The 22,727-nt window shown below is 37.7% G+C and carries 28 protein-coding genes; 21 read left to right on the forward strand and 7 right to left on the reverse strand.

Annotated features, from left to right (window positions below):
• The first annotated feature begins 179 nt into the window (after positions 1–179).
• On the forward strand, positions 180–2,390 hold the full coding sequence (locus H9647_RS01135) for an S-layer homology domain-containing protein (RefSeq protein ID WP_191797391.1): 2,211 nt from the start codon (positions 180–182) through the stop codon (positions 2,388–2,390).
• A gap of 218 nt (positions 2,391–2,608) precedes the next feature.
• Positions 2,609–2,770, forward strand: coding sequence for a hypothetical protein (locus H9647_RS01140; protein WP_191797393.1), 162 nt, complete (start codon positions 2,609–2,611; stop codon positions 2,768–2,770).
• Positions 2,771–2,929: 159 nt separating this feature from the next.
• On the opposite strand, the gene H9647_RS01145 is transcribed toward H9647_RS01140, so the two are convergent.
• Positions 2,930–3,322 carry a hypothetical protein gene (locus H9647_RS01145; protein ID WP_191797395.1) on the reverse strand — a complete coding sequence of 131 codons (393 nt, stop codon included), beginning with the start codon at positions 3,320–3,322 and terminating at the stop codon, positions 2,930–2,932.
• Positions 3,323–3,504: 182 nt separating this feature from the next.
• Here H9647_RS01145 and H9647_RS01150 point away from each other — a divergent pair, with 182 nt between their 5' ends.
• From H9647_RS01150 to H9647_RS01165, 4 genes are all read left to right on the forward strand, one after another.
• Positions 3,505–3,882, forward strand: a complete 378-nt coding sequence (locus H9647_RS01150; protein ID WP_191797397.1) for a DUF6508 domain-containing protein — start codon at positions 3,505–3,507, stop codon at positions 3,880–3,882.
• Positions 3,883–4,080: 198 nt separating this feature from the next.
• The gene (locus H9647_RS01155) at positions 4,081–4,812 is read left to right on the forward strand and encodes a hypothetical protein (RefSeq protein ID WP_191797399.1); all 732 of its coding nucleotides are present in this window, start codon (positions 4,081–4,083) and stop codon (positions 4,810–4,812) included.
• A gap of 76 nt (positions 4,813–4,888) precedes the next feature.
• On the forward strand, positions 4,889–5,071 hold the full coding sequence (locus tag H9647_RS01160; protein WP_191797401.1) for a DUF4083 family protein: 183 nt from the start codon (positions 4,889–4,891) through the stop codon (positions 5,069–5,071).
• 549 nt (positions 5,072–5,620) lie between these two features.
• On the forward strand, positions 5,621–6,247 hold the full coding sequence (locus tag H9647_RS01165) for a hypothetical protein (protein WP_191797403.1): 627 nt from the start codon (positions 5,621–5,623) through the stop codon (positions 6,245–6,247).
• 131 nt (positions 6,248–6,378) lie between these two features.
• Here H9647_RS01165 and H9647_RS01170 read toward each other — a convergent pair whose 3' ends face one another.
• The 4 genes from H9647_RS01170 to H9647_RS01185 form a co-directional block, all read right to left on the reverse strand.
• A complete protein-coding gene (locus tag H9647_RS01170) occupies positions 6,379–6,825 on the reverse strand; it encodes a GNAT family N-acetyltransferase (protein WP_191797405.1) in 447 nt (148 codons plus the stop codon).
• A gap of 204 nt (positions 6,826–7,029) precedes the next feature.
• Positions 7,030–7,806 (reverse strand): AraC family transcriptional regulator, encoded by a 777-nt coding sequence (locus H9647_RS01175; protein WP_191797407.1) that lies wholly within the window; start codon positions 7,804–7,806, stop codon positions 7,030–7,032.
• Positions 7,807–7,824: 18 nt separating this feature from the next.
• Positions 7,825–8,400, reverse strand: coding sequence for a LysE family translocator (locus H9647_RS01180; RefSeq protein WP_191797409.1), 576 nt, complete (start codon positions 8,398–8,400; stop codon positions 7,825–7,827).
• Positions 8,401–8,577: 177 nt separating this feature from the next.
• Positions 8,578–9,192, reverse strand: a complete 615-nt coding sequence (locus tag H9647_RS01185) for an acetate uptake transporter (RefSeq protein WP_191797411.1) — start codon at positions 9,190–9,192, stop codon at positions 8,578–8,580.
• A 292-nt stretch (positions 9,193–9,484) separates the two neighbouring features.
• Here H9647_RS01185 and H9647_RS01190 point away from each other — a divergent pair, with 292 nt between their 5' ends.
• Together H9647_RS01190 and H9647_RS01195 are read left to right on the forward strand one after the other, a co-directional pair.
• The gene (locus H9647_RS01190) at positions 9,485–9,676 is read left to right on the forward strand and encodes an NUDIX domain-containing protein (RefSeq protein WP_191797413.1); all 192 of its coding nucleotides are present in this window, start codon (positions 9,485–9,487) and stop codon (positions 9,674–9,676) included.
• A gap of 190 nt (positions 9,677–9,866) precedes the next feature.
• On the forward strand, positions 9,867–10,163 hold the full coding sequence (locus tag H9647_RS01195; protein WP_225228988.1) for a hypothetical protein: 297 nt from the start codon (positions 9,867–9,869) through the stop codon (positions 10,161–10,163).
• Between the two features lie 130 nt (positions 10,164–10,293).
• Here the strand turns inward: H9647_RS01195 and H9647_RS01200 are convergent, their stop codons facing one another.
• Positions 10,294–10,908, reverse strand: a complete 615-nt coding sequence (locus H9647_RS01200) for a hypothetical protein (protein ID WP_191797415.1) — start codon at positions 10,906–10,908, stop codon at positions 10,294–10,296.
• Between the two features lie 294 nt (positions 10,909–11,202).
• Here H9647_RS01200 and H9647_RS01205 point away from each other — a divergent pair, with 294 nt between their 5' ends.
• The 5 genes from H9647_RS01205 to H9647_RS01225 all read left to right on the forward strand — a co-directional run bounded on the left by H9647_RS01205 (position 11,203) and on the right by H9647_RS01225 (position 14,899).
• Positions 11,203–11,715, forward strand: coding sequence for an AAA family ATPase (locus H9647_RS01205; protein ID WP_191797417.1), 513 nt, complete (start codon positions 11,203–11,205; stop codon positions 11,713–11,715).
• 38 nt (positions 11,716–11,753) lie between these two features.
• Positions 11,754–12,422, forward strand: a complete 669-nt coding sequence (locus H9647_RS01210) for an HAD family hydrolase (RefSeq protein ID WP_225229054.1) — start codon at positions 11,754–11,756, stop codon at positions 12,420–12,422.
• Positions 12,423–12,508: 86 nt separating this feature from the next.
• Complete coding sequence (locus tag H9647_RS01215; RefSeq protein ID WP_191797421.1) at positions 12,509–13,129, forward strand: class I SAM-dependent methyltransferase; 621 nt, start codon at positions 12,509–12,511, stop codon at positions 13,127–13,129.
• A gap of 58 nt (positions 13,130–13,187) precedes the next feature.
• A complete protein-coding gene (locus H9647_RS01220) occupies positions 13,188–14,072 on the forward strand; it encodes a class I SAM-dependent methyltransferase (RefSeq protein WP_191797423.1) in 885 nt (294 codons plus the stop codon).
• Between the two features lie 254 nt (positions 14,073–14,326).
• Entirely contained in the window at positions 14,327–14,899 is a 573-nt protein-coding gene (locus H9647_RS01225; protein WP_191797425.1) for a DUF6241 domain-containing protein, read from the forward strand.
• A gap of 88 nt (positions 14,900–14,987) precedes the next feature.
• Here the strand turns inward: H9647_RS01225 and H9647_RS01230 are convergent, their stop codons facing one another.
• Positions 14,988–15,344 (reverse strand): hypothetical protein, encoded by a 357-nt coding sequence (locus H9647_RS01230; RefSeq protein ID WP_191797427.1) that lies wholly within the window; start codon positions 15,342–15,344, stop codon positions 14,988–14,990.
• 219 nt (positions 15,345–15,563) lie between these two features.
• Between H9647_RS01230 and H9647_RS01235 the strand changes: the two genes are divergently transcribed.
• The 8 genes from H9647_RS01235 to H9647_RS01270 all read left to right on the forward strand — a co-directional run bounded on the left by H9647_RS01235 (position 15,564) and on the right by H9647_RS01270 (position 22,720).
• The gene (locus H9647_RS01235; RefSeq protein ID WP_191797429.1) at positions 15,564–16,157 is read left to right on the forward strand and encodes a histidine phosphatase family protein; all 594 of its coding nucleotides are present in this window, start codon (positions 15,564–15,566) and stop codon (positions 16,155–16,157) included.
• Between the two features lie 10 nt (positions 16,158–16,167).
• The gene (locus H9647_RS01240; RefSeq protein WP_191797431.1) at positions 16,168–16,563 is read left to right on the forward strand and encodes a hypothetical protein; all 396 of its coding nucleotides are present in this window, start codon (positions 16,168–16,170) and stop codon (positions 16,561–16,563) included.
• Between the two features lie 75 nt (positions 16,564–16,638).
• Positions 16,639–17,436, forward strand: coding sequence for an aminoglycoside adenylyltransferase domain-containing protein (locus tag H9647_RS01245; RefSeq protein WP_191797433.1), 798 nt, complete (start codon positions 16,639–16,641; stop codon positions 17,434–17,436).
• A gap of 35 nt (positions 17,437–17,471) precedes the next feature.
• Positions 17,472–18,020 (forward strand): hypothetical protein, encoded by a 549-nt coding sequence (locus H9647_RS01250; protein ID WP_191797435.1) that lies wholly within the window; start codon positions 17,472–17,474, stop codon positions 18,018–18,020.
• A gap of 213 nt (positions 18,021–18,233) precedes the next feature.
• Complete coding sequence (locus tag H9647_RS01255) at positions 18,234–19,484, forward strand: sensor histidine kinase (protein ID WP_225229055.1); 1,251 nt, start codon at positions 18,234–18,236, stop codon at positions 19,482–19,484.
• A 23-nt stretch (positions 19,485–19,507) separates the two neighbouring features.
• Entirely contained in the window at positions 19,508–20,161 is a 654-nt protein-coding gene (locus H9647_RS01260) for a response regulator (RefSeq protein WP_191797438.1), read from the forward strand.
• Positions 20,154–21,050, forward strand: a complete 897-nt coding sequence (locus H9647_RS01265) for a hypothetical protein (RefSeq protein ID WP_191797440.1) — start codon at positions 20,154–20,156, stop codon at positions 21,048–21,050. The genes H9647_RS01260 and H9647_RS01265 overlap by 8 nt, the downstream gene beginning before the upstream one ends.
• A 128-nt stretch (positions 21,051–21,178) precedes the next feature.
• Positions 21,179–22,720: a nitrate/nitrite transporter gene (locus H9647_RS01270; protein WP_191797442.1), complete on the forward strand. Its 1,542-nt coding sequence runs from the start codon at positions 21,179–21,181 to the stop codon at positions 22,718–22,720.
• Positions 22,721–22,727: the final 7 nt, after the last annotated feature.

Raw genomic sequence — 22,727 nt, forward strand, 5'->3', positions numbered from 1 at the left:
CGGATAGAGTGTTAAATAACAAAAACATCTTACTTTTTATTAAGTTTTTATTAAGAACTATTTAATGTTTATCTACTAAACTAATTTATGTTACTTACGGCAGACTTTTATTCTCGCCAAAAAGTATACATAATAGGTGGTTGGTTCTTACTGGCTGCGGAGAAAAAGGAGATTATGCTATGAGGAATCGTTTTCGCCTGCGACGAATGTTGTCGCTAACACTAGCAATGGTTATGCTGGCGGTCCTATGGGTGAGTCCAGCGATGGCTGCAGAAACAACGGTAGATAAAACGGATGTGGTAGATATTGTCCTCAGCGATGATAGTATCACTGTAGACGGTGAGGCTGCATCGAAGGATTCGAAATCACCCGTTTACGTCGGTGGAGAGATTATTTATTACCACGACCAAGATACGTATGAAAGTGGAAATCCCTACGGAGAGGGAACTGAAGATGAGAAGCATTCCGAAGAGGAAGCCGCACTTCACACTGCTGTAACGATTACTAAAGAGGGCACTTACCGAATTTCCGGTAAGCTGTCATATGGTCAGATTGTGGTTGACCTCGGTGAAGATCGCCGCACAGACCCAACTGCGGTTGTAAACTTGATTCTTGACGGTGCAGATATCAACTGTACTATTGCTCCGGCTGTCATTTTCTACAATGTATATGAGAGTGATCAAGCTTGGGTCGCTTACGATAACGGAGAGACCGAAGAATACACAGCTTCTGCCACTCAGGATACAACCGATGCGGGGGCGAATGTAATTCTGGCTGACGGCTCTGTTAACAACATTAGCGGTTCTCATGTTGCTCGTATTTACAAAGACAATGATCAGAAGAAGAAAAAATATAAGTATGACGGTGCATTCTACTCCGTTCAGTCAATGAATGTGAACGGTGAGAAGCTGGGTACAGGCGTATTGAACTTAACTGCCGACAACGAAGGTATGGATACAGAAATGCATCTAACCATCAATGGCGGTAAGATCAATATTCAGTCTCAGGATGATGGTATCAATACAAATGAAGATGGTGTCTCTGTTACTACGATCAACGGCGGTAGTCTGCATGTTGTGGCAGGCTTGGGATCTGAAGGTGATGGTATCGATTCTAACGGATATCTAGTCATTAACGGCGGAACAGTTATTTCTCTAGCCAAGCCTCAATCAGATTCGGGTCTAGATGCCGACAAAGGTAGCTATATTAATGGCGGTTATGTAGTTGCGACTGGTTCCACTATGGACTGGGCTGAAAGTGACTCTGAGCAAGTGACAATGAACCTTCAGTTTGCTTCTTCTCAAAATGCCGAGGAAGCGATTATTGTTACTGACTTAGAAGGAAAAGTCGTATTTGCTTATGACCCTGAAAAGGACGAGTCCTCAGGTGAAAACTACCGTGGCTACCAGGGTGCTGTTATCAGTAGTCCTGAGTTTCAGGTAGGTCAGTCGTACAACATTTATGTTGGCGGCGATGTTGAAGGTACAGAAGTAGACGGTCTGTACGACGTTTCCACGGTAACGGGCTTCTCTGAAGAGGCGACGAAGCAGCAGTACACTGGTACTGATGTGGGTATGGGAGGTCCAGGCGGTGAAAGACCTGAAATACCTGACGATAGTGAAAGACCTGCACTTCCTGAGGATGGTCAAAGACCCGAACTACCTGATGGCGAAACGCCTGGTAATGGTGAAATGCCTGATGGCGAAAGACCGGAAATACCTGACGATAGTGAAAGACCTGCACTGCCGCCTGATGGTGAAATGTCAGGAACAAACGGCGAGAGCTCTACAGGAAACGCATCCACCGTATTTTATATGACGGATAAAGTTAATGCTTTCTCTGGTGTTTCTGATTTTAAAGCTAGCTCCATGTTTACTGATGTGGCTGCGGATGCATGGTATGCTGACGATATCACTAATGTAGTTAATAATGGTTGGATGAACGGTATGTCGAGTACTACTTTTGGTCCTAATATGAACCTGACTCGCGGAATGATGGCGACCATCTTGTATCGTATGGCTGGTTCGCCAGATGTTACAGTAGATACTGGGTTCTCCGACGTGTCTAGCGATAAGTATTACGCTAAAGCTGTTGCTTGGGCTGCTGAGCAGGGAATTGTGGAAGGATACAAGGACGGTACATTCCGACCTAATGAAGATATGACCCGCGGAATGATGGTTACGGTTCTTTACCGCATGGCCGGTTCACCGGAAATCACGGATGATTCTGGATTCCCAGACGTATCCAGTGCTAAGTACTATGCTGATGCTACTGCTTGGGCTGTTAAGCAAGGGATTGTGAACGGTTATCCGGACGGTACCTTCAAGCCAGACACAGATATCACACGTGCTCAAACAGCGGCTATTTTAAGTCGTAACACAGCAAACTAATAAATAATGAAAATAATACAATTTCAAGGCGAGGGAGCGATTTGCTTTCTCGCCTTTTTCAATCACCTATTCCGATAGTTGATGCGAGGAGAATATTGATAATAACCAAGTCCATAAAGGTCCCTGTATTCTTGGTATGTGAACCTCATTAATGACATACAGTTATTGTAGTTGATCTAGAAATTGCAATCCCATTATTGGAGGGAGGAATTACACGCGTGGAAACATTTGGTAGAGGGTGTCTCTGGCTTATTATTGGTGTCATCGGATTGATGCTTCTCGCGTTAATCACACAAAGTACGATCAACATTCCATGGTTTATCTTTATCCCCATTGTAATACTCGTCTTCTGGATTGCATCAAAGAAAAGCAAAAAATAAAGGTGCGGTGCAAACATCACTTGTAGTTTACATTAGATCGTATGGCAACATTTTTGAACAAGTGGATAGAGACAGATATGTAAAATCGTTATAAGTAAATGAGTGAATCTCAAAAAGGAGTTCTGGAAATTCTCTAGAACTCCTTTTATATGCTGCTTATTACTTTTGAGGTTTACCTTTTGATTGGTTGATAACTAAAGCCATAATAGAAAACACTATAAAAGTTGAATAAATTAAAGTTGCTAAAAAAACACTCCCACCTTTGAAAACCCAAGCGATGACAGCGATGATTAAACCTAAGATATTAAATATGAGCAAACGTAAAATGAAGTTGCCAACCATTTTTGCAATTACATAGTTAACGATACTCATCGCAAGATTAAATGCATATAAGATAAGGAAAAGAACAAAAAAGGACATGACCCAATCGTCTCTATTGCTTAATACCGAATGGTTTACAACTATTTTTGCTCCAATCCAGCCTGAAATCAAAGCCAGAACCATCGATATGACAAAAGTATTAAGGATAAATTCTTTCTTGAGTTTTTCCATAATCAACTCCTAATCCTTCCTAAAAAGAGTTAAATTATCTATTCGATGTTAAGTTTAAACAATAATGATTAGATAAGCAATCTCATTTAAAGTCTCCACTGTTTTCGTTGATTAATGCTGCGATGTACACCCTCGTTAGTGGATCAGAGTATATTTATAGAAATGGAGAAGGTAGATCGAAAATGGATGTACTACAAATGAAGAGATTAACAAACTATCTTGAGTTCTTTCAGAATGACCGTAGTGTTTTTTTCACTGAGAACAAGGGTTGGAGGATAGAAAGCCCAGAAGTAAGTCAATTTAGAAAAGAACTATATGATACCGAATTTCTACTCGTTTTTGATTGGGTTCAATGGATTACTGAAAATGATGAATTTAAAAATGTGAATAATAATGTACAAGATAAAATTATGAATGCAGATTTAGAAACCCTTAGGAAATTGATGACTAGTTATATTCGTGGGGATCGGTTTAATGAAGGTCTATTTATTGATGTGATATTAAAAGGACATGTTACTGATATATTATTAAGACTTCAAGAACTGGAAAATACAATGTAGAGAACTCTTAGAAGGTACTGGTGACTTATAACATAGGGTTTACGTTTTAGGGCCATCACCTCTAGGTTGCCAGATGTATAACGAAGGAATGCATAGCCGACAATAAACGACCCAGCCTAAGATAAGAGCTTTATCTAAGGTTGGGTCGTTTCGTGAATGCCAGAAGGTTATATGATATTCTCTGGTAGAGGTGTATATATGAAAAAGAAACGGATTTTAGATATAAGATTATTTGAAGAGCTAGAGCATGCTAATTCACTTTCTGAATATGCCGGAAAATTATATGAAATTGAACAAGAAGCTCATTTAATATGTGCTAGATATGCAAGAAAGCTTAGAGAAGAGGGATTCATCACAGGCGATTTCGATCATGTATATATCGTTATGACTCCATCACTTGAAGAACAAAAGATATGGGAGTCAGAGCGGAGAATCGAAAATTGGATGAGAGAGTATTACGTAGGGGTTTCATCTACCTTCTTTAATTGCAAAACAAACCAGGAGAAAGAGGAATATATCCTAGAACTTATCTCAAATGTATTGAGAAGAATTGCGATGAATGCTGAACAAGCAAGATTAGTTAGTGATGTACAAAATGTACTGATTAGATCAGGCAGTGAGATAGAAATCACTCATTTATCGAAGGAAACAAGTAAATACAATGTGAAAATTGTATACCAAATCAAGCCTTTAAATAAGAAATCAAAAGCAATCATTGAATATCATGATCTGATTTATCATGTGAGAAGGAAATCTGTATTTTTAGAATTGAATTTTTACGAAGATATATACTTCTTAGTATCTTCAGTAACGTTGAAAAATGGAGTTTTGAGTATAAAACCGAGGGTTTCACAAAGTGCGAATTATCATATTAAACCATATAAAACTCCAATTTTAATTAGTATTAGTGAAATCCCAATAGTAGAATAGATAGATCAAGAAGAAGGACCTCAACATAACATAATATTCACTCTTTTAAAAACATGGTATAGAAGGGAAAGAAATAATGAGTTTTCACTGGGGAATAGCAGTCTATCAAATAGTAGTATTTGGATTTATCATCTTATTCTTTGTGGGGATATATAAATTTACACAACGAATTTTAAAACATTTTAAAAATACAAAAGAGACATTGGAAAGAGTAGAAGGGAAAATTGATTACTTAATAAGTGAAAAACACAAGAATTAGTTTATTTAAGATAGGGAGTACGTTAATCGATGGCAGCTAGTTGCCGATCATATGAATAAAGCCCTAATACATTGGTGGACTCAATATGAAATAGTGAAATGAAATAAATGGAGGGTCATAATTGGATTTAAACATAGTGTATTTTTTAGTAGGCGTCATATTTATGTGGAGTCTTATCAATAGTTTTAAGAGTTCGCGATATCAGACAGTTTACATGATCATAGCAAGTTTAGTATTTGGATACATGTATTTTCACGTTACAAAGTTATTGGGTATCAGATAAGTTAAAGCATCCGTTAAGGGTGCTTTTTTCATGCTCAAAGAATATTCTACGGAAGAGGCTTGAGGTTGTTGATTTTTGAAATATGACAACATTCTTCAAGGATGGATCGTTTAGAATTATGAGAAGCTAATCTACCCCATTGCAACAATCGATACTACCTAACTGTTCATAGCACACAACATATCACTTTTATACCCCAAACGGATGATTTAAACGGCATTAATGCTTTCTATTAAAAAGAAAGTGAGGAGATAAAATTGAAATGCGTGAAAGTAATAGTTGGTTCAATCGCAACAGTTGTATTTCTTGCAGGATGTTCTTCCGCTCCCTCTCAGTTGAGTCGAGAAAAAACTACATCAACAACTGAGCAAATATCCGTAGCAAGAAGTGACCCTAAATCTCAGTCCGTCTCTGGCGGTTCCTCTGGCAGTTTGGCATATTCGTATGAAAGCTTAGAAGAACTCGAAGCAGCCTCAGTAGTAATTGCTGAAGTTGAGATAAAAGATATCCATAGCGAAGATGTGGAAAAAGATTCTACGTTGTATAATGCTGCAATTATAGACCTGTTAAAAGGCAATGGTGAAGAGAAGGGAATTATTCTAAAACAAGTTGGTGTGGAAGAGGCAAGGGAAAAAACGGGTGATCTTACTATTCAGCGAGATAACCCACTTATGAAGCCAGATGAAAGATACATATTATTTTTAAAGGCAGGACAGAAGGCTGAGGTCGGACCTCTCTATTATGTTGCTGGCGAGTATCAGGGGAAATTTGAAATTCGCGGTGATCAAGTATTCTCTGTAAATCAACAAGAGCAAACCAAAGCGATGGTAGCTGGACAAGATTTAATTTCATTTAAAGAAGAAATCAAGCATATCGTTAGCGTAAAACAATAGACAGATTAGAGCACACTAGTTGAAAGACAGTAGCCGAGATCCGGCTACTGTCTTGTGTTATCGTTCCTCGTTATCGCAATAAAGGTTTCAGTAATTTACTGACAGCCAAAATTATTTACTATATGGCCCGTTTAATTAAGCTGTAGAAAACGAATGATCTCACCGTCAATTATGTCTTCGCTAGCCCTTTGAAACCCTAAGGATTCATAAAGGTTCCCAGCAATAAAGTTATCGGGTCTGTGTCCGATCATTAATTTTTTACAGCCGTTTTGCCCCATAAGATGAATCAATTTTTCCATTGCTGCTTTGGCATAACCATTGCCTTGATGATTCTGATCAATCATAAGTGCAGGTATCCAGTGGTTACCATCCTCGTCAGGATTTTTACAAAAGACAATAAATCCGACTAGTAATGCCTCTGAATATATCGCACGCAATTCAAAATCATCAACATATTTCGATTCTGCAATCCAGTACACAATAGGAGCAGGAAAAACGCTGATTTGTTCTTGCTTTACATGTAACTTGGTACAATCGTACCAGTTGTCACTTGATACTGGTTTTAATTCAATAACCACATAAATTCCTCCAGAGATTTGATATCACAGAGGAATTCCTCTGTGACTATAAATGTGCTTTCTCCGTAACAACCACCACAGTAAGGATATTTTTCATACCACATCACTCCTTTCGATAATGGAAAATATATTCATTATTATACCTATAACTTGTTTTCTCTGGTTGGTACAAAACTGTTATACAAAAGAAGTCTTGAATCTGCCTTAATTTAGATGTGCTATGTATTCAAATGCTGTTGTTCCATATACTCTTTTAAAGTGTTTATTTAGATGGGTCAAATCAACAAAACCGCAGGCAGCTACTGCCGAATAAATGTCTTTATTTTTTTCAATTAACTGTTTTGCACATTCGATTTTGCAGTTAAGAAAGTATTGGTACGGTGAAATGCCAGTATGAGCCTTAAATAATCGAATAAACTGAAATTTTGATAAATCGAGCTCTTTGCAAATCTCATCAAGCTTAAGTACTTGTTCTAGGTTAGCATGAAGCATATCCTTTGCTTTTCGAATTAGCGTGTTATCTTTTTTGTCATCTGTAGAAAGATTGGTTTGAATAAGATTATCCGTGAGGGATAAGAGCAATTCACTGCACAACGCCTCATCTTTTTCGCTCAAAATGGCTTGAGAAAGATTTAATATTCGTTGTTCAAGTCTACGATCATACATAATAGGAGTTGAAAAGCGTACGATATCTTTTTTCTCCATTACCTCTAAAAGCAATTGGGGTTCAATATACAGCATGACATAATCAAGGCCTGACTTATCATGTGCCATTCCGTCATGTGCCTGTTCTGGATTAAACAGCATAATTCCATTTTGATAAGATAATTGTAGATTTCCATCCAAGTTATAATGCTGAATACCACGCAGTGTTACCCCTATTGCGTACTCTTTGTGGGCGTGCTTTTTATACTTAAATTCACTCATACTTGCTGATAATGCCGTAATGCCTGCCGATCTTTTATAGATAAATTTGTCCATTCGGAACACCTCTCCATACTACATCCAGATCATGATAGCAGCATAAGCTAAAAATAGAGCCATCATCATATTAACCGTCTTATTATATTTCTGTAGTAACTTCTTAAAGACTGCACCAAAAAGAACCCATGTTGTAAAAGCTGAAAGTCCAATCATTGTTATCACTATAATACTGATCGTCAAAGCAGAGATCGTGCTATAGTATGGCATAATAAAGCTTGGAATTACAGTCAGTGTAAAAAGTATGGTCTTTGGATTTAAGAACTGCATAAGGAAACCTGATAGGAAGGTAGTCGTTTGGTTTACTATTGGGTTTGATGTATCCGTTTTGTAAATTTGATAAGCAAGATAGAACATATAAATGCTCCCAATGATCTGCATCACAATTAATATTTTCGGTATGATCGTTATCATAATCGTATTTAGCAGTGCTGATATAACAAGTAATAAACCAAAACCAATCGTTGCACCATACGAATATTTTATTGCCTTTTTTGCTCCGAAATTATGTACGATGGACAATATGACGATATTCGTAGGCCCTGGGGTAAAAGTAGCAATCATACAGTAAATCAAAAAAGATGTAGTATCCACGAGTAAGCTCCCTTCAAGATCTTCTCATATCCTACATCTAATGTGAAATGCCATATAGTATATTATTGCAGAAAGTAAGCTTCTTCCGTTTGGGAGTAGAGGTGGCAAAAAGCCCTGATGAGATCAATAGATTGATCTATCAGGGCTTTTGTATTATCTAGTTACCTAGACAGCTAATTATTTAAAAATGCCGAATGGCGCGCCAATCGGAAGGAAACGGCGACCGAAATGTGCGTTAAGAACGGAAGCGCCACAACCATATAGGGATACGATAGCAATACCCATTTCCGCATAGGCTGCAATGGTATGGAATACATGCGGTGCAACTCCAAATGCGTCGAGTGTTAATCCTAAGAAAAGAAAATCAATTAACACAAATATAATGAACAGTACTTTATTGGTTTCCATAGCACCGATCGTCATGAATAGTGTGAATATCAAATAACCTAGAAAGGCGAAGCCAAGCTGCTTCCCATCTATGTCAGCGGCCAAAATCGGACCAAATGCGCCCATCTTCATTAACCAGCTGCTCGCTACTCCGAGCCAGAAGAAGCCATAGGCACCGAATGCCGTCATCCCAAACGTATTATTATGCTTTGCGTCTTGAACAGCTGCGAAGATCTGGGCGATTGCACCAAGGAAAATAGCCCAAGGAATCACGTAACTGAGTCCTGTTGTGAGACCAAGCTTCTGTGAAGATGCGACAAGCGTTACGATTGCTAAGCCAAATAGGCCAATTCCGCTTGGGTCTGCTGTAACGATTTGTACTGATTGTTTTGCATGTGATGTCATAGTTGCCTCCAGTAAATTCTACATGTGAAATAAGCCAAACAGTTGGATCACCATTCTGATTAGCCTTGGAAATCATATCACAGTCATAGAAAAAGTGTAAGTAGAAATTTTTGATAAGAAATTCATTATTAAATAGTAGTGTATGAGATTACTACAATCTAACGTTTTGCTTGCTCAAATGGCTATCGTCCCAAGGATAAAATATGTATAATTATGGAATAATATTTGGTACCAAATGCTCTAGCCTAGTATAAAAGCTATCAAAATTAAACTACTTATTTTTTTGGGGGTTATGCCTAGAACACATGATGCGTCAGGAATAGTAATTATTGATGAACAGAACCGGATTTTATTAGTCCATCAAACTTATAAGAAGAAACACTGGTCGTTGCCGGGTGGAATAGTCGAAGACAATGAATCGGTTTGGGAAATGGTTATATATATGTTTTTAGAACAAGAGAGTATTTTGGTGAATGTAAGGTAGATGGGAAAGAAATAAATGAATATGGATTTTTTGATATCGATGATCTCCCTAGGCCTATTACTAATTTTACAGTGGAAAGAATAAGAGACGCAATTGAGAATACAAAACCTGTATTTAAAGACCAAAACATCATAGACTATATAACACTTACATAGATTGAAGGTAGAATATAATAATCAGGAGAAAGGTGATGAATATGAAAATAAGACATTTTCTCGTTATGGCGATGTTATTTAGCATCATATCTCTTTTAACGGGATGTGTGCCTGGGGATGGAGCGAATAATGCTCAACATCTTGCGGGATTTTTTAGTGGAGTATGGCATGGATGGATCGCTCCGATCTCATTAATAATCGGTATATTCAACGATAACATCAGATTATATGAAGTCTATAACTCAGGTTGGTGGTATGATTTTGGCTTTTACATCGCTGTCATAAGTGGTTTCGGAGGACTTTCACTTTTCCGTCGTAAAAAAAGGAACTAGATTGAGGTTAACTTCGAGTAAGAGAGCTTTTTAGGAAGATGAACTAGGCAACAATCCTATACTGGCTAAGTTTAATGACTTTTTCGATGTCGTTTACTTTAGCCAGTGAGGGTTTTTGTGGATTTAACAACTAGAATGAATCCTCTTCAAGATTGCCTAGCTTCCTTATAATCTTGTAAATTTCTTCGGTTCCAAAACGATCGTCGCCAAAAGCTAATATAAATGATCCTAATTGTACATAAAAGAATTGGTCCTCAGTTTCAACGATATTTGTAAAACTAATAGTAGCAGGAATCGGCTTGCCATCTTTATCATTTATCTTTGTTTCAAAACTACCGCTTAAAAGGTTCTGACCATTTTTTAGTTCAACATGTGAAATCAATGAGCTATCTATCGTGAAATTATATTTTGTTCCTCTAATAAGGAGTTCACCCGTGCCACCCTCGCCTACAAGATAATCTCCATCGGGCTTAATTTCCTGATTAATAGATATTGTGCTGTTAGTGCTACTTAAATCATCAAAATCATCAAAGCCGAAATTTTTAGCTGTTTTTAAATTATTCAAACCATCGAAAAGGGGAGGTATTTTTTCGGGATTGTAATTTTCTTTTAAATGTAGTGTGTATGGACTCGTTCCATCAAAGGTAACTGGTTTAGAAGTTTCATTTCCTATTAGTAAGCTTACGCTAATAACAATCGCTAAACCAAGGACTCCTCCTATGGTTAACAAAACTTTTCTTTTCATAAATGGATACACGCCTTTTCTTTTTTTGTAACATATTACATTTCCAATATTTAAGCAATATTAATTATATAAACAAACTAATAATCTCTTATAACTTCTATTTGTGAACACTACATCTTAAATATGTAATCTTTCATCTATATCATCCCTTAATCAAGTTATGTATAATTATGGAAGTCAATTAGACAACAATCGCCTTAACCTAAGATAAGTTCTACTAAGGTTGGGGCATTTTCTGATTTCGGACGTGTTAGCTGCATTTTGTATAAACATACGATAGGAAGTAGGAAGTGTATGTCACTAATTATTTTGATCCGAGGAAGAGCAGGCGTAGGTAAAACAACATTATCAAATGAACTAGGAAAAGAATTGAAGCTGCCCATCATCAGGAAAGACGATATTTACGACTCTGTATTTAACTATATTCAAGATCACCATACTCGTAATCGATTTTGTTATGAACTCATTTATCAAATGATAAAAACAACGTTGGAATGTAAAGCAGACATACTAATCGATGCCCCACTTCCAGAAATATCAGAATTAAAAGAGTGGGTTACAAAGCATGGGGGAGTTCTAAGACCGATTCTCTGTATTTGCAGTGATGAAGAATTATGGGCATATCGATTCAATCAACGAGAGATAAATCCTAAACCCAATCAAATGATTACTAATTTTGAAGAAATGAAAAAGCATTATGGTGATTCGAGAATAAACGGGGTTGAAGGAGAACTAATACTAGATAGTGTTTATGACCTGAAGGTATTGATAGAGCAATCGAAACAGTATATTCAATACAATCTTTGAGAGCTATATCTTGGTACAAGGGAGCGGACTAGGCGTTGATGATATTCTTTGATTTAGACGAAACGTTATTTGATTTTAAGGCAGCAGAATATCTCGCTGTGAACGATTTTTTTAAGCAATGTGTTGAACAGTCTAATCAACATGCAGATGACTTTTATCAATTGTGGTGTGAAGTTGGCAAGACACATTTTGATAGATTCTTACGCGGAGAGCGTACCTTTGAACAACAGAAAATAGAAAGAATTCAAGAACTTTTTCATAGATCAGGATTACAAATAAGTGATGTTCATGCTCAGGAGTACTTCCAGATTTATTTGAATCGTTTTGAAGATAACTGGAAGGCGTTTGATGATGTTATACCTACACTGACAGCACTGAGTAACCATCGTTTAGGGATTATTACTAATGGGGATTCCGCTCAGCAGAGACAAAAACTAGAGAAGATCGGGATTATGGATTATTTTCAGGTTATCGTGGCAGCAGGAGATATCGGTATATCCAAACCGAATATAGAAATCTTTGAGTATGCCTGTCACCTTGCTGAGGAGAACCCTGCAGATTGTTATTACGTGGGGGACAATATGGATTCCGATATCATACCATGTGAGAAAATAAAGATGAGAGGCATCTGGCTTAATAGAAAAAATGAAAATAAAAGTCATACTCGAAGTATTAAACGCCTGAATGAGTTACAAAGTCAATTATGAGATAAACGATAAGGGGGAAACTAACATGACGAAGATACATAAAATGAAACCCAAGATAGAAGTATTTTACTTAGGAGAGCCAAATCATGAATAATGTTTGGAATAAAATAATTTATAAAATCTGGTCTCCAATCTATGATAAAGTTTTTAATTCGAAGATTTTTCTCCGTGCACGAAAAGATATATTTCATAAGACGCTCTTTGAGAACTCACAAAGGGTCCTTTTTGTTGGTGTAGGTACAGGAGCTGATTTAGAGTTATTGAACCATATTGATTTAGATATAACAGCTATTGATTATTCACCTGATATGTTGGGAAAAGCAAGAGAAAAATTCAAAAATTCTTCCATTACGTTTTTAGAAATGGACGCTCAAAATATGGAATTTGACGATATGTCATTTGACTATGTGGTTGGAAGTCTCATCCTTTCCGTAGTACCTGATGCTGACAAGTGTTTTCAAGAAATGAGGAGAGTTGTAAAACAAGAAGGAAGAATCGTTATTTTCGATAAGTTTAGTCCCAGTAACTATAAACTCTCGTTAGCCAAAAAGGCGATTAGACCATTAATTCGAGTGTTAGGCACAGATATTGGATTGAATTTTGAAGAGTTGTACCTAAAAAATAATAAAAATTTGTTAATAGAAGAAGATAAACCTGTCATGCTGAAAGGGATGTATAGAAAAATAGTTATTAGAAAAATCAGTTGACCATCACTGTTCTACTAACGATCCTGCAACTATAGACAAAATACTAGGAGGATTTAATATGTCTGAATATTACTGGGACAACCAAATCGAGTATCTAAGAAATACCCGAGGGCTATATTACAATGATGATTACTTAAAATTTTTAGTGGAAAGCGTTTGGAAGGTATACAAACCTGTGAATATCGTAGATTATGGATGTGGCTTCGGATATTTAGGGCTAAAACTTCTTCCGTTACTACCGGACGGATCTACATACACTGGTATTGATCAGGGGAAAGAATTGATTAATCAAGCGAAAGAAATATTTTCGAAGCTTTCTTTTGATACGGAATTTATCGTGCTTGATATCGATGATGCTGAATTGGAGCCGAAGTATGATATAGCCATCAGTCACGCATTTTTATTACATATGACAGATCCAAAAAGAATTCTACAAAAGATGGTTGATAGCGTTCAGGATCATGGAATGGTTATTTGTTTTGAGCCGCACTGGATTGGTAATATGGCAAATTGTTACCTAGATGGAACCGAGCAAAGTAATGTGATTCGTTTAGGTGTTCTACAGAAATTATATGAGAGAGATCATAAACGTACGGGTAAGAACGGCAATATAGGTATCCAATTACCGATCATGCTAAGTCAGTTGGGCCTCAGGGACGTAGACTGTCGAGTTAGCGATAAGGTTAACTTTTTTGATCAAAATATGGACCCTGAACATAAAAATACGCTGTATCGTTCCTTGAAAGAAGAAGGTTTGGGACAAGAGCCTCATCGGGGTTCAGAAGTGATCAATAATTTAATATCTAGAGAATTAGACGAAATCGAAGCCAAAGAACAGTATGAAGCAGAGAAAACCTTTTTTGAAAAATTCAGCCTTGAGTCTTGGTTGACCTATGCACCGAATATGAAAATTTCCTATGGGACTGTACATAGAAATTCGTAAGATAGCTGAATAAGTATGGATTAGATAGCCCTTTATGGGCTGTGAATTCCCCTGGGAAACCGGGTTTTTTTTTTGTTTTCATGAAACATTCTTTAGTTGAAAACGTCTGTATTAATATCGTTAGAAAATTATTTGAAATATAGGAGGAATTAAGAAATAAGGAATTAAAGTCAATTTATTTTAACGATCCATAGCTACTGTAGGTGTGACATAGACTTTGATTTGTACAAAAGCGAGCAATGGAGGAATTTTAAATGTCTACCAAGAAAAAGATTACCATTACCATATTATCTGTATTTATAGTCATAACAGCCACCCTAGCTGTTTATTATATTGTTAATTACAATAGTGCCCAATCCATAAAAGAAGATGTTGGAGCAGTCAAAAAGACATTGAAACCTGGAGAGTCATTAAGCGTGATCGGAGAAATAAAAACGACCGATACGGATGAAGAAATTGATTTAGCAATGGCTCTTGCATTAAAAGATGATGTATATGTTATGAAGTCGAGTGTTGTTCGGGTGATGCATGATATGACACATCAGAAAGTGGTTGCTTCGGATAAATGGAACTCGATTCAAATGACTCCTGAACGGATCGAACAGATTATTAAAGTCATCGAAACCAAAGGAACCGGTTGGGATTTGTACGACAACATGCTCAAGATCGCGAAGAAATGGCAAGCAGGAGATTTTTCGGAGATTGATAAAGATCATAATTATTTTTGGGAATTAGAGAATGGCAATATTGGTAAAGCGAAAGGGATCATGACGCCAGAAGAGGAAGCTGCTTTTATAGAAAAATATTGGGGTGAAAAAACCGAATAAAAAAAGACCGTTAAGGTCTTTTTTAGTATAAATGGATGATGTCTCAATCCTTCTTATGATGCTATGTAGGATGGTCTTATAACCAAGCCTAAGGACTACAATAATGTTTAAATTTGTTTATGAATGTATACCATTGTTTCATAGCAGCCGTGAAATGTAACCCGTACTGTTGTTTGAACTCCTCTTCCGTATGATCTTCAAAATATTCAAAGATAAAATAATAGATCGTATTTTCAACCACGTTTATTAATTCTTTTAATCTGAATTTTTCGCTTGAAACGCAAGGTAATTTATTAAATTCCTCCAGTGCGATGACATGAACTTCCATATGTTCGCGATAATAAGCTAAGGCTTGACTAGCAGTAAAACTCTCATTTCCCATTAATACCTCAATTATTTCATCGATTCGATTGATTTCATTTTTTAATATTTCTATTTCCTTCATTGCAGGAAATACTCCTTTCATAGAACCATACCAAACATATAATCTATCTATCAAAGTATAATTTTCAAGTCAGATTAGTCAATGTATCTGAAATAATTCTAATATAATAATTATATTAATAAAATGGATTTTTAGTAGGCATGTCGTAAATTGACCTATAATTTGTCTTATATTGATTTCCTTATTCCATTAATAACTTATAAAGAAAGAGGGATAGATATGGCCATCATCGGACTGATAAGACACGGAATTACAGATTGGAATAATGAATATAGAGCACAGGGCCTAGCAGATATACCTCTAAATGAAGTAGGACAAAGGCAAGCTGAATTACTAGCACAAAGATTGAAGAACGAGGACTGGGATTATATTTATTCGAGTGACTTATCTAGAGCCCTTGAAACAGCGGAAATCATCGGGAGAATTAAAAATATCGATGTGAAGATTGATGAGCGATTAAGAGAAATGAACTGCGGACTGATCGAGGGAACAACGGAACAAGATCGAGTGAATAAGTGGGGATACGGCTGGTCCAAATTAGATCTTGGGATGGAATCGAATGATGACATTATTTCAAGAGGTGTGGAATGTTTTATGGATCTTTCAGAAAGGCATCCTGACAAAAAAGTATTGATCGTAAGTCACGGAGCACTGATCGGTCTATCATTAAAAAAACTCATTCCGCACTTTGATACATCAGAACATTTACACAACACATCGGTGACCATTCTAGATAAAGCGGAGCCTCGTTGGAATTGTAAGCTATATAACTGTATTACTCACCTGAATACGGAAAGGTGTGAATCTAATTAATATAAAATGCGTGGTAGCGATCGTATTAGTTCTCATGTTTATTACAGGCTGTACGAAGTCCGAGCCGAAGGATGCGATTACCTCCATTACCTCTATAGAGCTAGAATGCAACACTCCAATATCAGAAGTGAAATGTGAAAACCAATCTTTTAATGATGAGGAATCAATTAAGATATTTGAAGAGGCAATAAATACGGCAGTAGAGATGTTGGGACAGCTAGATTACAGTGCAGAATATAATATGACCATTTCATATTCCAACAATGCAACTAAAAATTATGATCTATCTTTGAGATCAGATCGAACAATGAAGGGATTATTGGTGGACCAAGGGAATACAAGTCAGGGATATGAAATATCAGTGGATCATGCCAACAAATTAAGGGATTTAATATCTAAACGCTAAATAATGATCCTGCTATCGGAACTAATATGACACATGTAGTTCCATGGAAGAATAATGACAGAGGGGAACTAAATAATGAATATGTATGGTTGGGAGAACTGCCCACAAGAGGTACGAGATCAGGTATACAAGCTTAATTCATCTCTCATTCACTATTTAGGATCAAAAATAATAGGAACGTATATTCATGGTTCACTATCACTTCATAGTTTCAATCCCAAAAGCAGTGATATTGATATGATAGTTCTCGTATCTGAAAAAATTGATTTAGAAACAAGATTTAATTTAGTTAAGGAATTGCTTCTCCTTTCTACAAATCCTTCCCCAATTGAAATCAGTTTTATAACAAGCGATGCAATTTTCCCGTGGCAACATCCTACTCCTTTTGAATTACATAGCAGTGAATATTGGAGAAGTAAATATGAAGAACGTGTGGCTGAAGAAGATAAAGAATTCTGGGCTGAGACACCGACAGATTCGGATTTAGCATGTCACCTTACATTAGTAAGGAAGAAAGGGATATGTATTTATGGGAAGCCCATCTATGAAGTTTTTCCTGAAGTACCTGAAGCGGACTTTCGTTCTTCAATATGTAGTGGGATAGGTTACGCTGCATCTGTTTTAAGGTCCAACCCGATTTATGGAATTCTTACACTTTGCAGAGTGCTGTCATATTTAGAGACAAACGAAATATTCTCAAAACGAGAGGCTGGTTTATGGGCACTCCCAAAGATACCGGATCATCTAACGTACATTGTTATAAATGCAGTTGAAGTGTATGAAGGTACAAGAAATGAGATGATTGATATCAATGAAGATCACTTGGAGGAATATAGTACACTCATGAGGAACCATATTGACTCCGCTTTATGATGTCCGCCGGAAAAAGAGGAATAAGGAGAATGGTATTGAACAAAAAAATACGCTTATCCATCCTTATTATTGGTATAGCTTTGATCACCTTCATCATGATATCCATATACCCGAAGACCATTCACTTACATGCACAAGGAATGAAGTATAGACTAGGTGCTGAACATATTGGAGATGAGAAGTCTGTAGCAATAGATATGGATGGCACCGTATATACAAGCCTTACAGGGAATAAAAGATTTGTAGGAACGATCACGATTGAAGGCGAAGAAATACCAGTACCTGAACATCAAAGACAGATAGAGATTAATTTGGGAAAAGACCTTAGTGGGATTATGCTATATCAATATAATGAAGATAAAGGGATTAGCCATTTTTTGTATGGAACCATTTTTCTGAATCGTTCCTTTCGTGAGGCAACATTTACGGTGATGGATCGGGATTTAGAAGAAGGTAACCAAGGGGGTAATTGGAGCGGATACGATGGAATTATGATCACCGTTCCCGCTTCAGATCGAGCGGAGGCACTCCGTATATCGAATCATCTGATGAAAGAATATCTGGACGGTTATATTTTACATTAACCATTTTAAAATAAAATATGGGTACGAAAGGAATCTTATCTACTATAGATGAGGTTCTTTTTTTATTCTACAATAAGGCACCTTTATTAATTGTCTGCTTTTGTTAAATATATACCTTTATATATTGTGATATTAGTCACAATTGTGATGCGATTCTGAGTGTTAGAATTTAAAGTAAGCAACAAAGAAACAAAGAAGGGGTGATTGTCTTTGATGTCTACACCGGCTCAGAAGACGAGAGCTTTTATGAAATTCATGGTGAAAAACGGCATTCTCACGGTGAGTATGACGTTAATTATAGTCCTTACCATTCGTGCCATTGAGCAGGAAGTAGATCGAAGGTGGGTAGAAGATCTGCCTATTTTTTTATTTGTGCTCGTCATTACGACGTTATTCTTCTTCATGATCTATTGGCAAAGCCATAAGCTTCGTTCTGAACAGGAATTGTTCACGAATGTATTTCAGCATAGTCCTGATGGAATTCTGGTGACGGACAGCGAACTAAATATCATCCGCATGAATCCGACAGCGAAAGAGCTTCTTAAGATGGATCAGGATCCTGTCACGGTTAATTTTTGTAATCATTGTTCCAATTATGCGGGACTGAATAAGCTATGTTCCTACCATAAATGCTTTATCACAGAACCGGGAACACAATATGTGGAAGTTCAATTAACGACGACAAAAGGAATAACGAGATCCATGAATGCCAGTGTATCGCATTATAAAGATCCGATGTATGGACCACTGAATATCATTCGGTTTCAGGAAGTGGAAAAAGCAAGGCAAGAAGAACAAAACAAAATTGCGAAGATGATTACTCACTCTATCTTGTCAGCACAAGAAAATGAGCGAAAGCGAATCTCCCGTGAGCTGCATGATGGGATTGGTCAGTCCCTGTATAGTATTCTCATTCAGACAGAAGTGATGAAATCTTTATTAGAAGATGAGAAAAAGTCTGTGGTCGACGAGCCATTAGATGCTCTGCAGGAGTCGATTCGAGACACGATTGAAGATATCCGTGATTTATCCGTAGAGCTCAGACCTTCTGCGCTAGATGATATGGGACTTGTGGCTGCGCTGCGTAATTATGTCCGGCTGTATGGTCAGAAATTTGGCATTCAAGTGTTGCTCACCATTGAAGGGGATAGTGAGTTGTTACCATCAGCTCATGAAATTGCATTTTACCGAATTATACAAGAAGCTCTTACAAATGCGGCTAAATATTCACGTACAGAAGTAGTTGAAGTAAAACTGAAAGTTGAACCTAGACTAGCAGAGCTGCAGATCCGCGATTACGGCGTAGGATTTACGGTGACCTCTGAACTTCGTCAAGGAGTTGGTCTTTACAGTATGGAAGAGCGAGTGAATATTCTCCAAGGTGAATTTGATATCAAATCGAGTCCAAGGGAAGGAACAGTAATTGAAGTGAAAGTGCCCATCGACGAATCGATACCTTTTTAAGAAGAGAGGATTATAAAAAATATATGGATATAAAAGTACTAATAGTGGATGACCATGCGGTAGTTCGTAGTGGGATTCGGGCTGTGCTGGATACAAAGCCGGGAATTACAGTGGTAGGTGAAGCGTCGGATGGAAGATCATGTATAAAAAAAGCGCTGGAGCTAAAACCTGATATTGTTCTCATGGATCTGAGTATGCCGAATGGACGAGATGGACTGTATACGACAAGTGAGCTTTTGCAGTCTATGCCTGAGGTAAAGGTGATCATTCTAACCATGCATAACGATGAACAGTATTTGTTCAGGGCACTGAAGTCAGGAGCATCCGGATATGTATTAAAATCGGCTCCCATTACAGAACTCGTAACAGCGATTAAACAAGTGCAGCAAGGGATGGTCTATTTACAACCAGCGGATACGAAAAAAGTGATACAAGCTTATCTGCACGGAAATGCAGAGGATGCTGTAGACCGATTTGAAACGTTAACAGAGCGAGAAAAAGAAATATTTACGCTAGTCGCCAAAGGATACACCAATAAAGAAGTCGCGGAACTCCTTACAATCAGTGTGAAAACGGTGGAGAATCATAAAGGGAACATCATGGAAAAACTAAAACTAAGTAATCGCCGTGAGTTGATGGAATTCGCCTTTAAAAGGGGGTTGCTCGAATTTGACTGAACCTTCTAGCCACCATGTAACGATCCAAAAACAAATACAAACGGAATTGGAGCAACTTAAATCGGATTTGAAACTGGACTTTATCGCGGTAGCACTTGCTGATGAGAATTATCGAGATATTCATTGGAAAATGGCGCTCGGGGCGAACACAGAACGCTATAAAAAAATTATGGTTCGTATGGGAAAAGGGATGGCTGGAAAAGTGTTGAAATCAAAAGCCCCTTATATCGTCAACTATTTTCCAGAGGAAGTGCGGGATGAAATGCTGGAATATCCGATTTTCCTCATTGAGTCGATCCGTTCTGGTATGGGGGTATCTGTTGACTCATCACGGCCTGAACAAAAGTTATCCTATGGTGTATTACTTGTAGGGCAACGAGAAGAACGAATATTCAGCCCACAAGAAGTCGAACGAGTAGAACAAAGTGCAGCAGCGCTCGCTGCTCTCTATGATCATACCGCCGCATTTGTCTCCTTAGCCGAGCCAGAAGAAGCAGAACAAGTAGATTTGACAGGTCCACTGCTACAGCAACTACGAAAATTGCATAAAGAAGGGGTTCAGTGTGAACTGCTGGATCAGCGGCTTACACGCCTTTCAAGTCATCGTCAGCAAGAAATTGCAGAAGTCTTAGATCTTCTGGTACATGATTATTTCAGTGGATTATCTAGTGCCAAAATCACGCTGGAGCAGGATGCCATAGGGTATACACTTGTCGTGTATGAAGGGAAGGGAGCAAGCTCCCATACCCATGAGTCTTTTCATGCCTTGAGAGAACTTCTAAAATCTCTGAAGTCGGATCTTGAAGTATCTGTAGCACAGCATCGTCAGTCCGTACGATTCGCCATTCCTACCCGTCAACTAATGGATGAGATTCACTGGGAAGTATAGGCTAATTTAAAATAGGTGCATGAAGGGGGATTTCCTAGAGAACAATTGAGGGAATTCCCCAATTCTTTTTCGTCCTCTCTATAAGGATAATGAAATCATAGTAGTTAGTCTTATGAGGAGGATAGGTCATGAAACCACCTAAAGCAATACTCCCCTTACAAACCCTAAGTTTGGTCTTAGGTTTTGCGGTTTGGGGTATTCTATCATCGTTAATCGTATTTATTAAGGACGGAATTCCATTAACGCCGGGACAATTGTCTCTCGTTACAGCAGTACCTGTCGTACTTGGTTCAATCTTGCGAATCCCATTTGGTTTTTGGACCAACAAATACGGTGCTCGCAATATGTTTTTGGTCAGCTTCCTTGTATTGCTGATCCCGGTATTTTACATTAGCCGAGCAGATAGTTTCATTGATTTAATTATTGGAGGTTTGTTCCTGGGGATCTCGGGTGCAACATTCTCCGTCGGTGTTACTTCACTGCCTAAATACTATCCAAAAGAAAAACATGGTCTTGTTAACGGAATTTATGGACTTGGTAACTTAGGGTCCGCACTTAGTACGTTCTTCGCACCGGTGCTTGCAGAGCAATTTGGATGGCGTACTACGGTGCAAATTTATATGATTTTACTTGCTGTCTTTATTCTTGCGAACTTCTTCCTTGGTGATCGAAAAGAATCTAAAATGAATACTTCCTTGAAAGACCAAGTTAAAGGTGTATACAAGAATGAAAAGCTATGGTTATTATGCTTCTTCTACTTTATTACCTTTGGTGCTTTCGTTGCTTTCACTGTATTCTTGCCGAATCATCTCGTGAATAATTTTGGAATCAGTAAGGTGGATGCTGGACTGCGCGCAGCTGGATTCATTACACTCGCAACATTTATGCGTACAACAGGAGGATGGCTTGGTGACAAATTCAATCCATTCAAAATCTTGTTGTTCGTATTCGCCGGTTTAACCATTGGCGGTGTTGTTCTTGCGTTCTCTCCAGGAATTTCGATCTTTACCGTAGGATGCTTGCTCATTGGACTATGTGCAGGGATTGGTAATGGTACGATTTTCAAATTGGTTCCACTTTATTTTGCAAAACAATCGGGTATTGCAAATGGTCTGATTTCTGCACTAGGGGGCTTAGGTGGTTTCTTCCCGCCGCTGATGCTTTCTTCCCTGTTTGCGATTACAGGTCACTATGCGATCGGATTCATGGCACTGGCGATGGTTTCCTTGTGCAGTATCCTTCTCGTACTGTATATGTACTGGCAAGATCGTATGAAACTTGCTGAGAAAATCGTAAACACTACGTCGCAAGCTGTACTTGTGACGAACTCAAAAGGAATCATTCAGACAATTAACCCGGCCTTTACGGAGATTACCGGTTACACTGCTGAAGAATCGATCGGAAAAACACCTGGATTCTTGAAATCAGGTAAACATGAAGGTCCATTTTATGATGTGATGTGGAAGCAGCTCAAAGAGAAGCATTCCTGGTCAGGCAACATTTGGAACAAGAAAAAGAACGGAAATCTATATCTGCAGTATTTAACGATTAACGGCATTCAAAATGATGTCGGAGAAGTCAATTATTATGTAGGTGTATTTAGTGAAGTTGATCCGAAAGAAGTTCAGAATGCTTCACTTAAAGTAGATCGAAATACAAAACAAAAATAAAGGGATA

It is taken from the genome of Paenibacillus gallinarum (assembly GCF_014836635.1).
Lineage (GTDB): Bacteria > Bacillota > Bacilli > Paenibacillales > Paenibacillaceae > Paenibacillus > Paenibacillus gallinarum.

What these genes read in the sequence shown, in the direction of transcription:
- H9647_RS01255 (WP_225229055.1), top strand. Translation starts at nt 18,234, where the DNA reads ATGTCTACACCGGCTCAGAAGACGAGAGCTTTTATGAAATTCATGGTG.
- H9647_RS01245 (WP_191797433.1), top strand. Translation starts at nt 16,639, where the DNA reads ATGAATATGTATGGTTGGGAGAACTGCCCACAAGAGGTACGAGATCAG.
- H9647_RS01150 (WP_191797397.1), top strand. Translation starts at nt 3,505, where the DNA reads ATGGATGTACTACAAATGAAGAGATTAACAAACTATCTTGAGTTCTTT.
- H9647_RS01200 (WP_191797415.1), bottom strand. Translation starts at nt 10,908, where the DNA reads ATGAAAAGAAAAGTTTTGTTAACCATAGGAGGAGTCCTTGGTTTAGCG.
- H9647_RS01235 (WP_191797429.1), top strand. Translation starts at nt 15,564, where the DNA reads ATGGCCATCATCGGACTGATAAGACACGGAATTACAGATTGGAATAAT.
- H9647_RS01160 (WP_191797401.1), top strand. Translation starts at nt 4,889, where the DNA reads ATGAGTTTTCACTGGGGAATAGCAGTCTATCAAATAGTAGTATTTGGA.
- H9647_RS01215 (WP_191797421.1), top strand. Translation starts at nt 12,509, where the DNA reads ATGAATAATGTTTGGAATAAAATAATTTATAAAATCTGGTCTCCAATC.
- H9647_RS01185 (WP_191797411.1), bottom strand. Translation starts at nt 9,192, where the DNA reads ATGACATCACATGCAAAACAATCAGTACAAATCGTTACAGCAGACCCA.
- H9647_RS01155 (WP_191797399.1), top strand. Translation starts at nt 4,081, where the DNA reads ATGAAAAAGAAACGGATTTTAGATATAAGATTATTTGAAGAGCTAGAG.
- H9647_RS01220 (WP_191797423.1), top strand. Translation starts at nt 13,188, where the DNA reads ATGTCTGAATATTACTGGGACAACCAAATCGAGTATCTAAGAAATACC.
- H9647_RS01175 (WP_191797407.1), bottom strand. Translation starts at nt 7,806, where the DNA reads ATGGACAAATTTATCTATAAAAGATCGGCAGGCATTACGGCATTATCA.
- H9647_RS01270 (WP_191797442.1), top strand. Translation starts at nt 21,179, where the DNA reads ATGAAACCACCTAAAGCAATACTCCCCTTACAAACCCTAAGTTTGGTC.
- H9647_RS01210 (WP_225229054.1), top strand. Translation starts at nt 11,754, where the DNA reads ATGATATTCTTTGATTTAGACGAAACGTTATTTGATTTTAAGGCAGCA.
- H9647_RS01205 (WP_191797417.1), top strand. Translation starts at nt 11,203, where the DNA reads ATGTCACTAATTATTTTGATCCGAGGAAGAGCAGGCGTAGGTAAAACA.
- H9647_RS01260 (WP_191797438.1), top strand. Translation starts at nt 19,508, where the DNA reads ATGGATATAAAAGTACTAATAGTGGATGACCATGCGGTAGTTCGTAGT.
- H9647_RS01230 (WP_191797427.1), bottom strand. Translation starts at nt 15,344, where the DNA reads ATGAAGGAAATAGAAATATTAAAAAATGAAATCAATCGAATCGATGAA.
- H9647_RS01195 (WP_225228988.1), top strand. Translation starts at nt 9,867, where the DNA reads ATGAATATGAAAATAAGACATTTTCTCGTTATGGCGATGTTATTTAGC.
- H9647_RS01225 (WP_191797425.1), top strand. Translation starts at nt 14,327, where the DNA reads ATGTCTACCAAGAAAAAGATTACCATTACCATATTATCTGTATTTATA.
- H9647_RS01135 (WP_191797391.1), top strand. Translation starts at nt 180, where the DNA reads ATGAGGAATCGTTTTCGCCTGCGACGAATGTTGTCGCTAACACTAGCA.
- H9647_RS01145 (WP_191797395.1), bottom strand. Translation starts at nt 3,322, where the DNA reads ATGGAAAAACTCAAGAAAGAATTTATCCTTAATACTTTTGTCATATCG.
- H9647_RS01190 (WP_191797413.1), top strand. Translation starts at nt 9,485, where the DNA reads ATGCCTAGAACACATGATGCGTCAGGAATAGTAATTATTGATGAACAG.